General features: G+C 60.9%; 17 protein-coding genes and 1 pseudogene. 4 read left to right on the top strand and 14 right to left on the bottom strand.

Annotated elements, in window-relative coordinates; genetic code table 11:
• Window positions 1-50 precede the first annotated feature (50 nt).
• The 7 genes from P3T40_RS01035 to P3T40_RS01005 all read right to left on the bottom strand — a co-directional run bounded on the left by P3T40_RS01035 (window position 51) and on the right by P3T40_RS01005 (window position 6,647).
• A complete protein-coding gene (locus tag P3T40_RS01035; RefSeq protein ID WP_429265822.1) occupies window positions 51-1,487 on the bottom strand; it encodes an alginate export family protein in 1,437 nt (478 codons plus the stop codon).
• A gap of 59 nt (window positions 1,488-1,546) precedes the next feature.
• Entirely contained in the window at window positions 1,547-2,254 is a 708-nt protein-coding gene (locus tag P3T40_RS01030; protein WP_429265821.1) for a YoaK family protein, read from the bottom strand.
• 34 nt (window positions 2,255-2,288) lie between these two features.
• Complete coding sequence (locus tag P3T40_RS01025) at window positions 2,289-3,215, bottom strand: glyoxalase (RefSeq protein ID WP_429266115.1); 927 nt, start codon at window positions 3,213-3,215, stop codon at window positions 2,289-2,291.
• Between the two features lie 21 nt (window positions 3,216-3,236).
• Window positions 3,237-3,692, bottom strand: coding sequence for a DoxX family protein (locus P3T40_RS01020; RefSeq protein ID WP_429265820.1), 456 nt, complete (start codon window positions 3,690-3,692; stop codon window positions 3,237-3,239).
• A gap of 1 nt (window position 3,693) precedes the next feature.
• Window positions 3,694-5,595 (bottom strand): amidohydrolase, encoded by a 1,902-nt coding sequence (locus P3T40_RS01015; protein WP_429265819.1) that lies wholly within the window; start codon window positions 5,593-5,595, stop codon window positions 3,694-3,696.
• Entirely contained in the window at window positions 5,592-5,882 is a 291-nt protein-coding gene (locus P3T40_RS01010; RefSeq protein WP_429265818.1) for a XapX domain-containing protein, read from the bottom strand. The genes P3T40_RS01015 and P3T40_RS01010 overlap by 4 nt, the downstream gene beginning before the upstream one ends.
• A gap of 111 nt (window positions 5,883-5,993) precedes the next feature.
• Entirely contained in the window at window positions 5,994-6,647 is a 654-nt protein-coding gene (locus tag P3T40_RS01005; RefSeq protein ID WP_429265817.1) for a hydrolase, read from the bottom strand.
• 146 nt (window positions 6,648-6,793) lie between these two features.
• On the opposite strand from P3T40_RS01005, the gene P3T40_RS01000 reads away from it, so the two are divergent.
• The gene (locus tag P3T40_RS01000; protein WP_429265816.1) at window positions 6,794-7,714 is read left to right on the top strand and encodes a LysR family transcriptional regulator; all 921 of its coding nucleotides are present in this window, start codon (window positions 6,794-6,796) and stop codon (window positions 7,712-7,714) included.
• A 472-nt stretch (window positions 7,715-8,186) separates the two neighbouring features.
• Here P3T40_RS01000 and P3T40_RS00995 read toward each other — a convergent pair whose 3' ends face one another.
• The 7 genes and pseudogenes from P3T40_RS00995 to P3T40_RS00965 form a co-directional block, all read right to left on the bottom strand.
• On the bottom strand, window positions 8,187-8,450 hold the full coding sequence (locus tag P3T40_RS00995; protein WP_429265815.1) for a hypothetical protein: 264 nt from the start codon (window positions 8,448-8,450) through the stop codon (window positions 8,187-8,189).
• Between the two features lie 286 nt (window positions 8,451-8,736).
• On the bottom strand, window positions 8,737-10,830 hold the full coding sequence (locus tag P3T40_RS00990; RefSeq protein ID WP_429265814.1) for a phosphocholine-specific phospholipase C: 2,094 nt from the start codon (window positions 10,828-10,830) through the stop codon (window positions 8,737-8,739).
• Window positions 10,831-11,469: 639 nt separating this feature from the next.
• Window positions 11,470-12,156: a hypothetical protein gene (locus P3T40_RS00985; RefSeq protein WP_429265813.1), complete on the bottom strand. Its 687-nt coding sequence runs from the start codon at window positions 12,154-12,156 to the stop codon at window positions 11,470-11,472.
• Window positions 12,157-12,205: 49 nt separating this feature from the next.
• Window positions 12,206-12,643 carry a tautomerase family protein gene (locus P3T40_RS00980; RefSeq protein ID WP_429265812.1) on the bottom strand — a complete coding sequence of 146 codons (438 nt, stop codon included), beginning with the start codon at window positions 12,641-12,643 and terminating at the stop codon, window positions 12,206-12,208.
• Between the two features lie 78 nt (window positions 12,644-12,721).
• Complete coding sequence (gorA, locus tag P3T40_RS00975) at window positions 12,722-14,077, bottom strand: glutathione-disulfide reductase (protein WP_429265811.1); 1,356 nt, start codon at window positions 14,075-14,077, stop codon at window positions 12,722-12,724.
• Between the two features lie 159 nt (window positions 14,078-14,236).
• On the bottom strand, window positions 14,237-14,383 hold the full coding sequence (locus tag P3T40_RS00970; RefSeq protein WP_429266129.1) for a hypothetical protein: 147 nt from the start codon (window positions 14,381-14,383) through the stop codon (window positions 14,237-14,239).
• A pseudogene (locus P3T40_RS00965) lies at window positions 14,384-14,479 on the bottom strand (glutathione binding-like protein); the annotation flags it as partial. It abuts the gene before it with no gap.
• 56 nt (window positions 14,480-14,535) lie between these two features.
• Between P3T40_RS00965 and P3T40_RS00960 the strand changes: the two are divergent.
• The 3 genes from P3T40_RS00960 to P3T40_RS00950 all read left to right on the top strand — a co-directional run bounded on the left by P3T40_RS00960 (window position 14,536) and on the right by P3T40_RS00950 (window position 16,614).
• Window positions 14,536-15,042: a hypothetical protein gene (locus P3T40_RS00960; protein ID WP_429266114.1), complete on the top strand. Its 507-nt coding sequence runs from the start codon at window positions 14,536-14,538 to the stop codon at window positions 15,040-15,042.
• A gap of 130 nt (window positions 15,043-15,172) precedes the next feature.
• Window positions 15,173-15,757 (top strand): TetR/AcrR family transcriptional regulator, encoded by a 585-nt coding sequence (locus P3T40_RS00955; protein WP_429265810.1) that lies wholly within the window; start codon window positions 15,173-15,175, stop codon window positions 15,755-15,757.
• Between the two features lie 65 nt (window positions 15,758-15,822).
• Window positions 15,823-16,614, top strand: coding sequence for an SDR family NAD(P)-dependent oxidoreductase (locus P3T40_RS00950; RefSeq protein ID WP_429265809.1), 792 nt, complete (start codon window positions 15,823-15,825; stop codon window positions 16,612-16,614).
• The last annotated feature ends 98 nt before the right edge of the window (window positions 16,615-16,712 follow it).

The following is a 16,712-nucleotide window of genomic DNA, read 5'->3' as shown; positions in this document are numbered from 1 at the left end:
GCGGATCTGCTGGCGTTCATCGATTCCTAAACCGTCCGGCAGCCCGCTGATTACCAGCCATATTTGAGTTCTACACCCATGTAATCGGCATTGCTGCCGCCCACGCTCCGGACGGAATTGCCGACCTGGAAATGGACGGCTTCCACGGAGCCGATCAGGTTGTCTGCGATCGTCCATTCTGCTCGTAGCTGCGCGTACGCGCCCGTCCACCGGGTACCGTGCCCCGCGGTACCCGGCACGACGACGCTGCCTTGCTGGTACACGGCGTCGCCTGTCGTCTCTCGCCACTGGAACCCGATTGCGGCCAGCAGCGCGAGCCGGCTCGACGGTTTCAGCGTGATCGATGGCTTGATGTGGATGATGTTGGCGTAGCCGGTATAACTCGCCAGCGTGAAGTAGTAACCATTCGGAAAGAGCGGATTAAACGTTTCCACCCGGCCGTCGTTGGTATGCCGGTCACCAGATGCCGCGTCGATCTGGATGCCGAAGCGCGGTGTCCACGGCGCGGCCAGCGTGTAGCCTGCAAGTGAGCCAACCGCCCATGCGAAGATCGGCTTCGTGCCCACATGACCGCTCTGGAACATCGATTCGACGTCCCAGTCGGCGTGCCCGGTTTTTCCGGTGTATCGCAGGTCGAACACATCCCGATGCTCATCGCCGGTTGCATCGAGGAACCGCGCATTGCTCCGGTTGTACCGCGAGTAGTATCCGGAGAGATCGCCCGGCCCGGCATCCTGACGCTCGAAGCGCACGCCGCTGAACGTGAGGTGCCGGTTCGACACATCGTCGAACGCCGAGACGTCGCGGTACTGCACCGGTTGCGTGGCGTAGCCGATGAAGCGCCACTTGTCATGCTCATAGTCAGCCCAGACGCCATCGTAGGCTTGCCGTACGTTTGGGCCGTCGCGAACGGAAATGAACCGCTGCAAGTCGAACGCCATCTCCTGGCGACCGATGCGAAGCTTCACGGTTCCACCATCCAGCGGACTGACCCAGGCGACGAACGCCTGCTCCAGGTCGAGTGGATTCTTGTCAACAGGTGATACGGCATCCTTACCGAATGCGCGCGCGTCTTCGAGCTGCACAAAAAACTGCCAGTGTGGCGCGAGGTGGGCGTCGGCGCTCACCTCCGCGCGCTGGATCACATAGGTGTTGGCGCGTCCCGGGCCGATGCCGAAAAGCGGCGCATCGTTGAACTCCATGCGCTCGCGCAGGTTCGCGCCAAGAGAGAGCCACGAATCCGGATCGCCGCCGAGCGGCATATATTTGAGGTCGTCCAACGGCTTTGCGGGCACGCACGGATTCGCCAGCACCGACCAGTCTTCCTGCCACCGGTTGAACATCACTTGCGGTCGCTTGGCCGAGCACACTGGCGCGGCCGTACCCATCGACGCCGATGTGCCGGTGTCCGCACGCGCCCCGGCGCTCAGGGCGAGAGCCGCTCCCGCAGCCGTGACGTACAGCGCACAGCGATGCCTGCGCCCCATTTGTCTTGTCGCAGTCCGAATCATTCTCCTGCTTTCGAGCACGCGCGTTTCCCCAATCATCAGCGCGGCTTTGTGGCTGCTGCGCGGTCCGTCAAGCCAGGCTCGTCATGACCAACGGCGGCCAGCCAGACCAGCACCGCAAACGGCAGTAGCAGCGCCCAGAACAAGACAAACCGGTAAGCGAGCGCCCCTGCGATCGCGCCTGCGCCGAAGCACGCTACCGCAAGCAGCGTCTTGCCAAGGCGCGCGCGAGCCGCCGACTTCGCTTCCCCCGTCACCTGGGACGACACGAGTTCGAGTGCGTCGAGCACGGCCTGGGTGACGTTGCCGGTCATGACGGTATTCGGCACGCCCGCGCGCGCGATCAAACGTCCGTGGGCGTTCTGCACGCCCATCGCCGCGGCGCCGATCATCCCGCATACGACAACCGGCACGCTGCTCGCGCTGACCACCGGCGTCACGCCGACTCCAGCCAGACAGAACGCCAGCAGCAGCACGGCCTGGACGCCATACAGCAAAACAGCACCGCGACTCGATCCCCCGGATTGCGTCGCCTTCACGATCACGCTGCTCAGCACGACGCCGACGATGAACGCCGGAAACGCCATCAGCTTCATCACAACGCCTTGGCCGAAGCCGGCCGCCGCGGCGCCGATCAGCACGAAATTGCCGGTTACGTGCGCCGTGAAGAGCCCGAAGAGTGCCACGAAGCTCAGCGTATCCACATAGCCGGCAACGGCCGCGAGCGCGCTGTCCGCGTATTTCATCGCCTGGATCCGGTGGTCGACGGCATGCCGTTAATCAATGGGCCACCGAATGAATCTCGGCGATATAGCCGCCCGGGAATTGCACGAGCGCCGCCTCGCGCTGGTCGGCCGAGAACGGCTGGACCAGTACCTTCGCGCCCGCGGCTTCGGCCTTTTTCAGCGTGTCGGCGAGGTCCGTCACTTCGTAGCCGGTCATCTCCCGGCCGAACGGCCACGGCAGATGGCCGTCCGTCACCAGCACGGTCATCTTGCCGAAGCCTGACTCGATGCGCACGCGCCGGTACGTGTCGCCCGTCCGGCCGATTTCGACGCCCGGCGCATTGCGCTCATCGGACACGACCTTGCCATGCGAGAACGCGACGAAGTTGTGGATCAGCGAATCGGCGCGCTCCGGCGACACGTAGACGCGGTTCTCCGGCACGGTCTGCAGCGGATCGTAGTTCGGTGCCTGGGTGTGCCAATACAGTTGCATGTGCACGCCGCCCGGCCATTCGATGATCGCGTCGCGGCCGATGGGGTCAGGGAACGTCGCGACCTTCACGTCGGCGCCGTGGGCCTTCGCGGATTTGACCGCAGCGTCCATGTCGGTGACGAGATAGCCCGTACGCTCGTCGCCGAACGGCCAGGGAACAGGCGTCTTGAAGCCGAATACCGAAAGCGTGCCGACCGGCGTGAAGACAAGCTGCGACATGGTCTGGCTCGGCGTGGGCGTCACCTGAAACACGCCTTGCTGCGACTTGTGGCCGCCGAAGGTTGCGACGAGGCTGTCTGTGAAGCGGTCGAAGTCCTCGGGCGCGACATAGACGTGCGTTGTATCGTATTGCGGTCCGACGGCAAGGATCGGGCTCGCCGGATGCAGTACAGCATGTTCGGCGCTCTTCAGCGGAGTCGTCGCGGTGGCGGGAAACGACATCGCGACGCTGGCCGAAAGCAGGGCGGTCGCGATCAGGGAACGGATCATTGGCATGGTGTTGGAGTTCCTCTAGTGTTTTTGGTGAGAGCGGGCATGCACGCGCCGGCCATCCAGATCGGAGAGCCGCGCGGCCATGACGAGGGCAGCGATCAGCCCGAGGTGTTCGAAAAAGCTGTTGGTCGCTGAAAAGCGCACGTTGCCCGCCGCGTTCCAGAAGTCGTTGGCGACGAGCATGGCGATGGCCGTCAGGCAGGCCAGCCCGCCCGCGCCCAGCCAGACCAGCCGGTTCGCGATCACGCAGACCGACCCGCCTAGCTCGACGAGGATCGCAAGCGCCGCCCAGAGCCATCCCGGACGAAGCCCGAAATGCTCCTGCTCGGCGACGGCCGCGGGAAAATGCACGAGCTTGGTCACGCCGCCGAGGACGTACGCGGACACCAGCGCCGCGCGCGCCATTGGCAGGAGCCAGCGCCATCCGAGGATCGCGCTCACCCACCCGGGATTGCCTGCCTTGAGGGTGCTCACATCAGACCGCCCAGCACGCGCAGCCGAGCGCGCCCCAGAATGCGCTCAGGTCGGAGGCCGGCGCATTGCCCGACCATGCGCGCGCGTGACTGTGGCCGTGTACCGAGCAGGCGGTGGAGCACCCGCACGCGGCGGCGGCGACCTGTTGCAACGTGGATTCGCCTTCCCCGCGCGAGCCCGCAGCGTCCTTCCACGCCGCGAAGCCGCCGAACCGGCGCACCGGCGACCAGTCGGGCATCGCGGGCGGCGGTGCGCTGTCGTCGAGCGGGCCGAATTCGCCCGCGCCGTACACTACGCGTCCGCCGACGATCGTCAGTTCCGATGTCGTCTGCGCGATCTCGTCCTCTGCGCAGGCGAAGAAGTCGCGGTCGGGCACGATCAGATCGGCGAACTGGCCGACCGCAATCTGGCCTTTCTTGCCTTCCTCGTTGGAGAACCAGGTGACCTTCTCGGTCCACATGCGCAGCGCCGTTTCGCGGTCGAGGCAGTTGCGCCGCGGATAGAGACGCAGACCGGCTACCGTCATGCCGGTCACTAGCCACGCAAGCGAGACCCAGGGGTTGTACGATGCGACTCGTGTCGCGTCGGTGCCGGCTGAGGTCTTCACTCCCTTGTCGAGCAGCTTCGCGACCGGCGGCGTAGCCTCGGCCGCTGCCGCCCCGTAGCGCTCGACGAAGTACTCGCCTTGATAGGCCATGCGGTGCTGCACAGCAACGCCGCCGCCAAGCGCGGCGATGCGGTCCATCGAGTGTTCCGAGATCGTCTCCGCGTGATCGAAAAACCAGTTGATGCCCGCTAGCGGTATATCGCGGTTAACCTTCTCGAAGACATCGAGCGCCCGGCTGATCGTCTCGTCGTAGGTGGCATGCAGGCGCCACGGCCAGCGGTTTTCGGCCAGCACGCGCACCACTTCCTCGAGTTCGCCCTCCATCTGCGGCGGCATGTCCGGGCGCGGCTCACGGAAGTCCTCGAAGTCGGCGGCGGAGTAGACGAGCATTTCTCCCGCACCGTTGTGCCGGAAGTAATCGTCGCCCTGTTTGTATTTCGAGGTCCTGGTCCAGTCGAGGAAGTCCTGCTTCTCCGCCTTCGGCTTCTGCGTGAACAGGTTGTAGGCGAGACGGATAGTCATCTGTCCTTCGGCGGCCAGCTTCTGGACGACCTCGTAGTCGTCCGGGTAGTTCTGAAAGCCGCCGCCTGCGTCGATGACGCCCGTGATGCCGAGCCGGTTCAGCTCGCGCATGAAGTGACGCGTCGAGTTCAGTTGATACTCGAACGGCAGCTTCGGCCCTCTCGCAAGCGTCGCGTAGAGAATCGACGCGTTGGGCTTCGCGAGCAACAACCCGGTCGGGTTGCCCTGGCCATCGCGCATGATCTGGCCGCCCGGCGGCTCGGGCGTGTCCTTCGTATAGCCGACGACGCGCAGCGCGGCCGCATTGAGCAGGGCCCGGTCGTAAAGGTGAAGGATGAAGACTGGCGTATCCGGCGCGACGGCGTTCAACTCGTCGATGGTGGGCAGCCGCCTCTCGACGAACTGTTGCTCGGTGAAGCCACCCACCACACGCACCCACTGCGGCGGTGGCGTGAGCTCGACCTGGCGCCTGAGCATGTTCATCGCGTCGGCGAGTGAGCGCACGCCGTCCCAGCGCAGCTCCATATTGAAGTTCAAGCCGCCACGTACGACGTGCGTGTGGTTGTCGATGAGACCAGGCAGAACCAGTCGGCCCTTCAAATCGATCACGCGAGTCGTCGCACCGGCAAGCGGCACAACTTCGGCATCGTCGCCGACGGCAACGAACTTGCCTTCCCGAATGGCAACGGCCGACGCTATTGGCTTCGCGCGGTCGAGCGTCGTGAAGCGGCCGTTGCGCAGTACGAGATCCGGAACGGGGTGAGAGGTTGTCATGAGCGGTGTTCCTCTGGGTCGGTCGTCTCGCGTCGCGCCTGTTCTGAAGCCTGACGGCCCGGCAACATGCCGAAGACGTGGCTTGTGCAATGGGCGTCGCGCCATGCGGCCGAAAGTGTGGTTCCTGACAGGAGACGCTTCGCAACCGGTATCACCTGCTCACCGCCCAGCATGCCGAGCAAACCGAGCAGTGCGATGAGCGGTGGTGCCGGCGAGCGCACGTTGATCAGGCTATAGATGACACCGACGAGGACGCCGGCTCCCAGAGAGAGCAGATAGAGCTTCATGGGTGTGCTGTCTTCGCTTCGTCGGGTTCGGGTCGGGAACCGGACAGTGGCCCGAGCGTTGCACCGGGCCACCTGCCACGGTTCATATGGCTTGTGCGGCGCGTCCGCGGATCAGTGGGCCTCGCTGCCGCCGAACATCGTCTTCGCGTAGATCAGGCCGAGCCCATAGCCGCCGCCATGCTCGATCGCGGTGGCAACGGTCTGGTTGTAGGTCTCGCCGCGCGCCCAGTCGCGTTGCAACTCGAGCAGATATTGCAGCGAGGTCATCGGACGCGCGCCCGCCTGGATTACCCGCTCCATCGCGCGCTCGTGCGCTTCGTCGGTGACGTCGCCGCACGCGTCAGCGATCACATACACTTCGAAACCCTGGTCGAGCGCGGACAGCGCCGGACCGACAACGCACACGGTCGTCCACAGGCCCCCAATCACAATGCGCGACTTGCCGATGGCGTTCACGCGGTCGGTGATGCGCGAGTCTTCCCAGGTGTTCATCGAAGTGCGGTCGATGAACTCCTCGTCGGGAAACACCGAACGGATCTCGTCGAAGATCGGACCGGAGAACGTCTTCGCGGCAACGGTTGTGACAATCGTCGAAACGGAGAACTCCTTCGCCGCCTTCGCCACCAGCGCGACGTTGTTGCGCAGCACGACCGGGTCGATCGACTTCGTGGCGAAGGCCATCTGCGACTGGTGGTCGATGAGGATCAGCGTGTGGTCGGAAGGGGACAACAGCAACTTTCCGGGTTTGGCTTGAGCTTGGGGCATCATCGTCTCTCGATTGGAAGGAGTGGACACGCGGCGTCTCGCGGCCCGCGACTCGTTGCGTCGAGTCGCGGCAGCACGCTGATACTATTGGAGCGTCGCCAATCAAGAAATAGAATGAATGGAATCGAACCCATTCCAAATCTTTCATGAACACTCTCCCTGACCTTGAAGCGTGGGCAATTTTTGCCCGCGTCGCCGACGCAGGTTCGTTTGCGAAAGCCGCGGAAGCACTCGGTATGTCGCAACCGACCGTATCGAAAGCCATTGGCCGGCTGGAACAGCGGCTGGGCACGGCGCTGCTTTACCGGACTTCGCGCCGGCTTTCGCTCACGCCCACGGGCGAGATGGCGCGCGAGCGCGCGATCCGCATCCTGAACGATGGCGAAGCCGTAGAAGCCGAGGCTTCCGCCCAGGCGCTCACGCCGCACGGCATGGTGCGCGTTACCGCGCCCATGTCGTTCGGGCTCAAATATCTGGCTCCGCTGGTCCCCGCATTCCTCGACCGCTACCCGGACGTCGGCGTTGACCTGTCGCTCAGCGATCATCTGGTGGATGTGGTGGCCAGCGGGCTCGACGTGGCCATTCGCATCGCAGAACTGGAGGATTCCTCACTACGCGCGCGCCGGTTGTGCGCGGTGCGCCGGCCGCTGGTCGCGTCGCCCGCTTATCTCGACAAGCACGGGCGCCCTGGTCATCCGCGAGAACTGGAACGGCATGCCTGCCTGATCTACACCAACCTGCCAACCCCGGAACTGTGGCGCTTCCGTCACGCGTCAGGGGAAGAGTGCGCGGTGCCAGTAAGCGGCAGGATCAGGAGCAACAACGCGGACGTGATTGGTCCCGCGCTTCTCGCCGGGCGAGGCCTCGCACTGCAGCCCGAGTTCATCGTCTGGGATGCTCTGAAACGCGGCGAACTGGAAGAGGTGCTGCCTGAATGGCGTATAGCGGAAATTAACGTGAACCTCGTGACGCCACCGGGTGTTCTGCGGCCGGCACGCGTGACGGCGTTGCTGGACTATTTGGCCGAATGCCTGGCGGCCGCGCCGTGGGCGGTGATCGACGCGTGACACCACGGTCACCGGCGGAGCGGGGCACCATGATATGGACAACGTAGTTTCTGAGAAGCGGCCGTCGCGCTCGTGGCGATAACACCCGTTATCACAGCGCGGTTCGTCAATGCGTCGACTAGTTTTCTTTTGTCCGAGGTGGAAATGTGGCTGACGCTTCCGCTTGCCCGGGAACTGGCGTTGCCGGAATTGTCCCGCGAACTGGATAACCTGCAACGGAACTGAATTGAGGTAGACGGTGAGCGCCTATTTTGCATCGCATGCGCGACATGCACTTCGTGATGACGTAGCTGGTGGCTCTGGGCGCGCTGTGTTCGTCGCCGAGCCTCAATGAGGTCACGCCGGAACTCGCTGACGCAGTAACCCCGGAGGATATGCGGGCCGGGAACCAGCGCCATGCAGGCATATCAAGCCTGCATGGCGTGGTTTTCTGATTGCCTTGAACAAACTCGGTGCAGCAGGTCAAATGAGCTTAATTGCGGTGGAACAGCGAGGCGAGCTTGGCGAAATGGTGGCCGGATTCCGACGCCTGGTCATTCGCGCCGCCGTAGGCGCTGTTGCCATCAGCCGCAGCGCGTTCGGCCGCGACGGTTTGCGCGCTTTCGCCACGCTGGGAAGCAGGTGCGCCGACGGCCGGATGATAAAACGGTGCCGGACCATAGCCGCTTGCGAAAGCAGGGGCAGCGAGCGTAGCGGAGACAGCAACCAACAGCGCGGCAACGATCTTGCTCTTCATGATGAACTCCAAAAAAGTATCGACTTCGGTTCAGGATGACATCGCGACAGTGGTGAGGTGGTGTGTCTGCAACGTCGATGGAACCAGTCTATAGACTCGCTTTGAAAAGATCAGCATGGGTTGGCCGACATGACTGTTTCGGATTCTCGTCTAATTCTGGCATGCCTGTCTGGGGGGAACGCGGAGTGGAGGATAGAACAACGAGCGGCCATACCGGCCCGCTCATTGCTGCATGTGGCGGCGTCATGGCCCGTAGGATGGGGCCCCGATCATCAACGACTCAACGTCAGCCTCCGAGCGCTGGATCTGATGCGCTGTCACGTCCGGTTTCCACGTGACCGGCAATGCGCCACAGGGCATTTGTGTCGGCGTTGACTGTCACTGTCAGGTCGTACCACCCGAACGAATTTCGAAGATCAATCATCAGAACGCTGACATCACCACCGCGCACGCTGAGTTCGCCGGTCATCGGCGAGTTGTAGGCACTGTCAAGCTTGAAAACGGATCGCTCTTTACCTGGGTTCGTCAGACGCAGCTGCAGATTGCCGTTTGCGACATCGTAGCCATCGGCAATCTGAAACGCTGTTCCTTGATTCCCCGTAGAGTTTGCTTTGCCCACAAAGCGGCGCAGAAAGCCATTGGGTCCGAACACGGAGAAATCGTAGATGCCCCCCGGAGCGAGCATCAAATCGTCTGAAAGGTCCCTACCTGCTTCAATCGTATAACTGCGCGGCAGATCCGTCGCATTGCCTGAATAGACCAGAAGGTTGACACCCGCGCGCCCCGTGTTCGTCATGTGCAAACGGAACGCGTTGCGTTGCCCGTTCACGCCGCCGCGAACGAAAAACTCGTATGGTAGTGCGCGTGCCGGCCGTACACCGGATTCCTGTTTCGGCAGTGACTGGGTGCTCGGCACGACAGGTACGACATCCGGGTGACGGTTCTTGTCTGCCGGAAACGTCGTGGCCGGCAGTTGCGGAAAACCGTCGTTAGGGTTCCTGAAGTTGAAAATCGATGTCAGGTCTCCACATACCGTGCGGCGCCATGCCGTGATGTTCGGTTCCTCCAGGCTGTTGCCTTGCCCGAAACGTTTCTGGATAAACCGGATGATCGATGTGTGGTCGAAGACTTCGGAGCACACGTAGCCACCCTTTGACCATGGCGAGATGGCGATCATCGGTACGCGCGGCCCAAGACCGTAGGGACCGGGTTGATTGTCGCCCGAACCCGCGAAGAACTCGTTCGCCGTGGAGACCGTGGAAAGGCCAGTTGCGGGCGTGGATGACGCATACGGCGGCGGCATGTGATCGAAGAGGCCGTCGTTCTCGTCGTAGGTCAAAAGCAGCACCGTCTTGCTCCATACTTCCGGGTTGGACGTGAGTGCCTGAAGGACCTGGTCGACATACCATGCGCCGTAGTTCGGCGGCCAGTTGCCGTGTTCCGAAAACGCTTCCGGGGCCACGATGTACGAAACCTGAGGCAGCGTATTGTTTTGCACATCGTTTCTGAGTATGTCGAAGTAGGTCCCGCTCACCTCGACCTGCGTACCCGTGCGTGCCCCTTCGAACAACGGACTGCCGGGCTGCGCGTTCTGATACTGCTTGAAGAACAGAAGCGAGGTATCTCCGAAATTGCCGATAAAGGGATTCTGGTCGTCGCCCCAGCCGGTCGACGGATTCAAACCGGAACCCATGTCCTGGTAGACCTTCCACGATATGCCGGCGGCCTGCAGCTTTTCTGGGAATGTACCCCACGAGTAACCGGCCTCGGCGTTATCGATTACAGGGCCGCCACCGGTTCCGTCGTTGCCTACCCAGCCCGTCCACATGTAGTAGCGGTTCGGGTCGGTCGGCGTCATGGCCGCGCAATGATAGGCATCGCAAATCGTAAATGCGTCGGCCAGCTGATAGTGAAACGGGATGTCCTCGCGCGTCAGATGGAACATCGTCGTCGTGCCCTTGACCGGCACCCACTGGTCATAGCGGCCGTTGTTCCATGCCGCATGCGTGCCGGGCCAACTGTGGTCCAGATCCTGCACGAACTGCAGGCCGAGGTTCGGAAGATTCGGGCGGAAAGGCAAGACATAGCCGTCGGCGTTGTTGGCGGGCTGGAAAAATACGGACTTACCGGTTGTGAGTGGAATGGGGCGCGTGTCACCGAAGCCGCGCACGCCGCGCAGTGACCCGAAGTAGTTATCGAAAGAGCGATTTTCCTGCATGAAGACAACGATGTGCTGTACGTCTTCGATAGTGCCGGTCGCATTGTGCGCAGGTATCGCCAGTGCACTGCGGATACCGATAGGCACGGCACCCAGGGCGGTAGCCGCGCCGGCCGCTTGTGCGGCGGCTCGCAGGAAATCACGTCGACTGTTTGATGTCATGTTCGTTGTTTATCTGCCGTTGATTGAGGGAGACGGCGTCCAGCGCAGCCAGAAGATAAGGACTCCTGGCTTCACGGCACGCGCTACAGGGAGACAACTGTTGACTCACAACCGATAAGGCATCCGAAAGAATGAGCCTTGAACATGACCGAAATGTGGCAGTCGGTTTAGAAATGAGGCGATATGTGGCGGCCTGACCTTGGCGCTGAGTGCTCGATGTGGAAGACGTCACGACGTTGCTGCAGAAGCTGCCGAGATTTACGACGGTGCGCGTGCCCCGGCTCGACGCGCGTCCATGTTGCCGAACGCCTGACGAACGCCGTAGGTTTTCGACGCGGTAAGACTAGAACCTATGCCGGATTCAGACACGAGCGACCGCTTGATGACGATTCGATGAGAGCGGTCTTTTCACTACCAAACTCGCAGGATGCAGTCGTCGCCCGCAGCGGGTGGAGAGCGCAAGCAGGTCCGACGACGCCGAAGCGGAAGACAGTGGGGAAAATCAAAGCCGATGGAAGAAACGAACGACGGCCCAATTTATTCCACAAAATTTTCAGAAAGTGAGTCCATGACGGTTTTTCCCAGCAAGCGCGCGACGCATCGACGACGGCACGAAGGAGACCGCGGTTGTGGCTGCCCTCACATCGGGGGCGTGACGCCCTTGCCTACGGTGACGAGTCCCGCTCGGTCGCCGGGGTTGGTTTTGATGAAGACCGTAGACCCTATGAAGGCCGTTGACCGGTCGGCCAGCACGTAGCGCACAATCGGCGCGTTCGGCGGCACGGTGATATGAAGGCTTTTGCTACCGCCGTCATAGGTGACCGTGAGCGTGCGACCAGCCGTGCCGCCCTTCTCGGCGGAGACGATGCCGTTGGTCATGTTGGTGTTGGTGAGCTTAGGCGCTGCCGGCGAGAGCTTCGACACCCGGCCGTTCGTCATGCCGGTCGCGTAAGTGCCGGTCGGTTGCATGGCGGTTGGGTCGGGCAGCGGATCCCATCCGTAATAACCAATTCGCCCGGCGCGCATGCTGTCGGGGATTATGGCGAGCTCGACCGCGACCATTGAGCTCGGCGACCCTTTGACAGCGGAGCCGACGAAGTCGTTGACTTTGATCTCGTCGAGGCTGGATGGAATGACGTCGGCATACGTCGTGTACTGTCCGGTCTTTAGCGTGAAGGTGCGGCCGTCCTTCTCCTTGACGGTGATACTGCCGTCATTGATAGCGGTGATGGTGCCGCGGACCCGGGACGGCGCCGCCTCGGCGAAGGCTGGTGCGATTGCGAGCAGGACAACGGTGGCGGTAGCGAAGAAGCGGAAAGAAAACATGTGAGGTCCTCTCAATTTCAGCTACGGCGGGCGAAGCGGATGAACAGGTTTAGGCGATGCTTCGGATAAACGCGGCATCTTCCACTGGCAACGTATTCAGCCATTCTCCGTCTTGCCCCGGTTGGGGCGCGACGTGCCCGTACTCGACCAGGTGCGTGTGTGGCAGCTCGCTGAGATACGCCCAAACGGACCGCTTCGCCACTGAGGCGGCCTCCGCGATGGTGTCGACGATGCTATCGAGCATCTTGGCCTTCTGATCGGGCGTTTTCCCCGCGCGCGTATATCCGTGCACGAAGATTTGATCGGCATTGAGCAGCTTGCCACCTACGAAGTGGCTTCCTTTGGGTATGGCGTTAAAAATCACTTGCGCCAGGAAGGTCGGTCCGCCCGTAATCTCAGCATAATCTCGGGTGATTTTCTCCGCGATGGATTGTTTGGTGCGCTCGGAAAAGAAGTCGCTACCTGCTGAAATGATGTAAGTTGGCATTTCATACTCCTAAGATTAAAAAATTCCTGTACGCGCTCTCGCCCGATGCTTATCGGTCTGGCGCAATCCGAAAACAATTCAAGCACCAACCTTGGCGCGCATCGTGACAAATTCTTCGGCTATGGTGGGATGGATACCCACGGTGGCATCGAGCTGCGCCTTCGTCGCCTTGCACCTGATCGCTACGGCGAACCCCTGAAGGATCTCGCCGGCGTCGTCACCTACCATATGAACACCGAGGATGCGATCGCTTTCGCGGTCAACGATCAGCTTAAGTAACACCTTGTCGCCAGACGACGAAACGGTATGCTTGAGAGGGGTGAAAATGCTACGGTACAGGTCGATCTTGTAGCCACTTTCGGTTGCCTGTTCCTCGCTCAGCCCAACGGTAGCGACATTCGGGTGACTAAAAATCGCAGTTGGAACACCGCTGTAATCCATGCGTTCAGTGCTGCCGTTGAAAAGGCGATCCGCGACCAGCATGCCTTCAGCCAGCGCAACAGGCGTCAGTTGCATTCGATGAATGACGTCTCCGACCGCATATATTGATGGTTGAGCAGTTCGGAAGGCATCGTCAACGACAATCGCCGAGTTCGGCGCAAGCGTTACGCCAACCGACTCCAAGCCTAGACCGGCAGTATTCGGTACCCGGCCGGTTGCATGGAGGACTGTGTCACAGGGCAGTTTTTCGTCGTCACCGGTCACACAACTCAATGTCGTACCGTCACGCTCGATCTTGCGGATTTCCGTGTTGAAGCGAATGCGGATGCCTTGCGTTCTCATCTGTTCCGCGAGGAAATGACCGAGGTCTGCGTCGAAATTCTTGAGCAGGCGATCGCCGCGGTACACCAAGGTCGTGTCGATACCCAGACCGTTGAATATGGATGCAAACTCAACCGCAATATAGCCGCCCCCGACGACGACGACGCGCCCCGGCAGCGTGTCGAGATAGAAGGCATCGTCAGAGGTAATGCAGTATTCCGCGCCTTCAATGTCCGGTACAGTTGGATGGCTTCCCGTCGCGACCAGAATATACTTCGACGTGAATGTGCGGCCGTCCACGTCAACGGTGTGCGGCCCGGTAACCGTTGCTCTGCCCCAGATCAATTCGACGCCGTACTGATTGAGCAAATTGCGGTAAACGGCGTTTAAACGTTCAATCTCCCTGTTCTTCGCGTCCAGCAAGGTACGCCAGTCGAACACAGGCTGGTCAAACGACCAGCCGTAGCTGCGGGAGTCTTCAAGATCTTTTTTGAAGTGCGCCGCGTAAGAAAGCAGTTTCTTTGGAATACATCCGATATTTACACAGGTGCCTCCCAGAAAGCGTTGTTCCGCTACCGCAACACGCGCCCCGAAAGCGGCCGCTCGCCGACTTGCCCGAATCCCTCCTGAACCGGCACCGATGGTAAAGAGATCAAAATCATAGTCGGACACTGTAGGTTTCCTAATTAATTAAATTTCCTGTTGCAAGATGCAGACACGCTCAGCTTTCAGAATTGTCGAGGACGCTGCGTTGCTGACATGGCCGTTGCCCGTCGATGTCTACGTAGGGGAGCTTGTCTTGTCTTGTCGAAGGTACGGATCGGGAAATCTTCAGGCGTGTGGCTGGTCATGCATGTTCCCGCCAGACACCAAGTGGTGCACGGGCGCTTTCCGCGCGAAACCGTCGAACAGGTCGAGCAACCGCTCGCGCCATGCGTGGATCGGATCGTCCGGCTCCACGATCGCGATGTCGCTCACGCAGCGACTCCACATGAACATGCCGAACACGCAATAGTCGGCATAGCTCGGTGCATCGCCGGTAAGGAACGTCTGCTTCTTCAGCGTACCGCGCAACGGTGCGAGCGGAATCTCAACGATCGGAATCCGTCATTGATCAGATCACCGAAACGATGGCGTTGCGCGGCCCCGATGCCCAAGGTGTCTGGATCGATCGGCATGTAGCACTGGGACATCGCCGCCTCTCAGTGATAGACCTGCAAGGCGGCGCACAGCCAATGCAAGCGACATCGCAAGGCAAGGCTCTCGCTTGCCTGGCCTATAGCGGTGAGGTGTATAACTTCGTCGGACTCCGTGAGGACCTGACCAGGCGCGGTCACCATTTCGAAACCCGGAGCGACACCGAAGTCGTGTTGCGAAGCTATCTTAAGTGGGGTGAAGACTTTGTCGACCAGCTGGTCGGCATCTATGCGTTTGCCATCTGGGATACTCGCAAGCAGGAACTTCTGCTGGTCCGCGACCGCATGGGCGTCAAGCCGCTCTTTTACCAGCCGTTCGGGCACGGCGTTCTGTTCGGCTCGGAACCGAAAGCGATCCTTGCCCATCCCGAGGTTTCGGCGCGGGTTGGGATCGATGGCCTGAGGTTCCGACTCTACCGTCCGGATCGTCTCCGGGATTGACAGCTGCATTCTCATGTCGCACAATGCCTACCAATCGATAGGTTTGTGTTCATTGCGACTGGTAGTTCGCATTGACTGAAGCCTGTGTCAATCCCGTCACTGTCACTGTCACTGTAACGACGTTCAGCCCATGAAGCACTTTACCGAGCTCACTGATTCAGCCACACGCATCGTCGATGCGGCAGAGGGGCTGATACAGCAGGTCGGCTACAACGGCTTTTCCTACGAGGACATTGCGCAGTCGGTTGGTATCCGCAAACCTAGCGTGCATCATCATTTTGCAACCAAGGTGGAGTTGGGAGCCGTGGTGGTGCAGCGTTACACACATCGGTTTCGCGAGGCGTTGCTGCGCATCGAGGGCACGGTAACGAAGGCTCCAGACCAGCTAAGGGCATACGCGGAATTGTTTTTCAATACCTATGAGCAAGACGGGCGGCTTTGTGCGTGTGGGATGTTGGGCGCCGAGTCGGAGTCGTTGCCCGAAGAGATCAGATCTGAGGTGCGCCGTTTCTTCCAGATCAATGCGGAATGGCTCACCTCGGTGGTTGAGAAAGGTGTTCGCGATGGCTCGCTGAAGGCGAACCGTCCGGCAGCCGACGTCGCGCAGGCGCTGCTGGCCGTGCTTGAAGGGGCGATGCTGGTGGGGCGAGGCTTGAGGTCCGAGCGTGGTCCTCGGAAGATGGTCGATGCTTTGTTTTCTTACATGTGGGCTTAGTTGTTTTTTTGTCCTGATTACCTACCAATTGGTTGGTAGGGTTTCTGTCCAATAGGAGTGAGTTGATGAACAAGCAATTATTTGAAGGCCGCAAGTTGCTGGTGGTCGGTGGGACTAGCGGCATGGGTCTGAGGACGGCACACATGGTGCTGCAGGAAGGTGGGAGTGTGGTTGTAGTAGGCCACCGCGCGGTAAAGGCTGAAGAAGCCCGTGCATCATTGGCGGCCGGCGGCAGCGGCAACCGGGTCTTCGCATTGACCGCCGATTTGACGAGCGAAGAGGGGGTTAAGGTACTGCTGGCTGAGCTGGATCGTGACCACAAGGATATCGACATGTTGGTCAATGCTGCCGGCGTATTCTTCCCGAAGTCATTCCTGGAACATACCGAAGCCGACTACGAGCAGTATCAGAAACTCAACAAAGCGTTTTTCTTTATTACGCAAAAGGTCGTCGCGAACATGGTCGCTGCGAACCGTCCTGGGTCGATCGTGAATATCGGTTCGATGTGGGCTAAACAGGCGATCGAAGCCACACCGTCGTCGGCCTATTCGATGGCCAAGGCCGGTCTGCACTCGCTGACCCAGCATCTGGCCATGGAACTGGCATCCAAAAAAATCCGCGTGAATGCGGTTTCTCCAGCGGTCGTGCAGACACCGATCTACGAAGGATTTATCCCGAAGGCTGACGTGCATAGCACACTTGAGGGTTTCAACAGCTTTCACCCGATCGGACGTGTAGGTACGCCAACCGACGTGGCCGAGGTTATCGTTTTCCTGCTCTCGGAAAAGGCATCCTGGGTTACCGGCGCAGTGTGGGATGTCGACGGCGGCGTCATGGCCGGCCGTAACAACAGCTGATCTCGGGTCGGCGTTGAGGTCGCATTGAAGGCCCGCAGCGCCGCCGGCAGCAGCGTCGCCCACGGCGAAGCGATCAGTGCCGCTCGTTGCGCGCCGGA

Source organism: Paraburkholderia sp. EB58, assembly GCF_050436665.1.
GTDB lineage: Bacteria > Pseudomonadota > Gammaproteobacteria > Burkholderiales > Burkholderiaceae > Paraburkholderia.
This window is presented reverse-complemented; position numbering and strand designations above follow the sequence as displayed.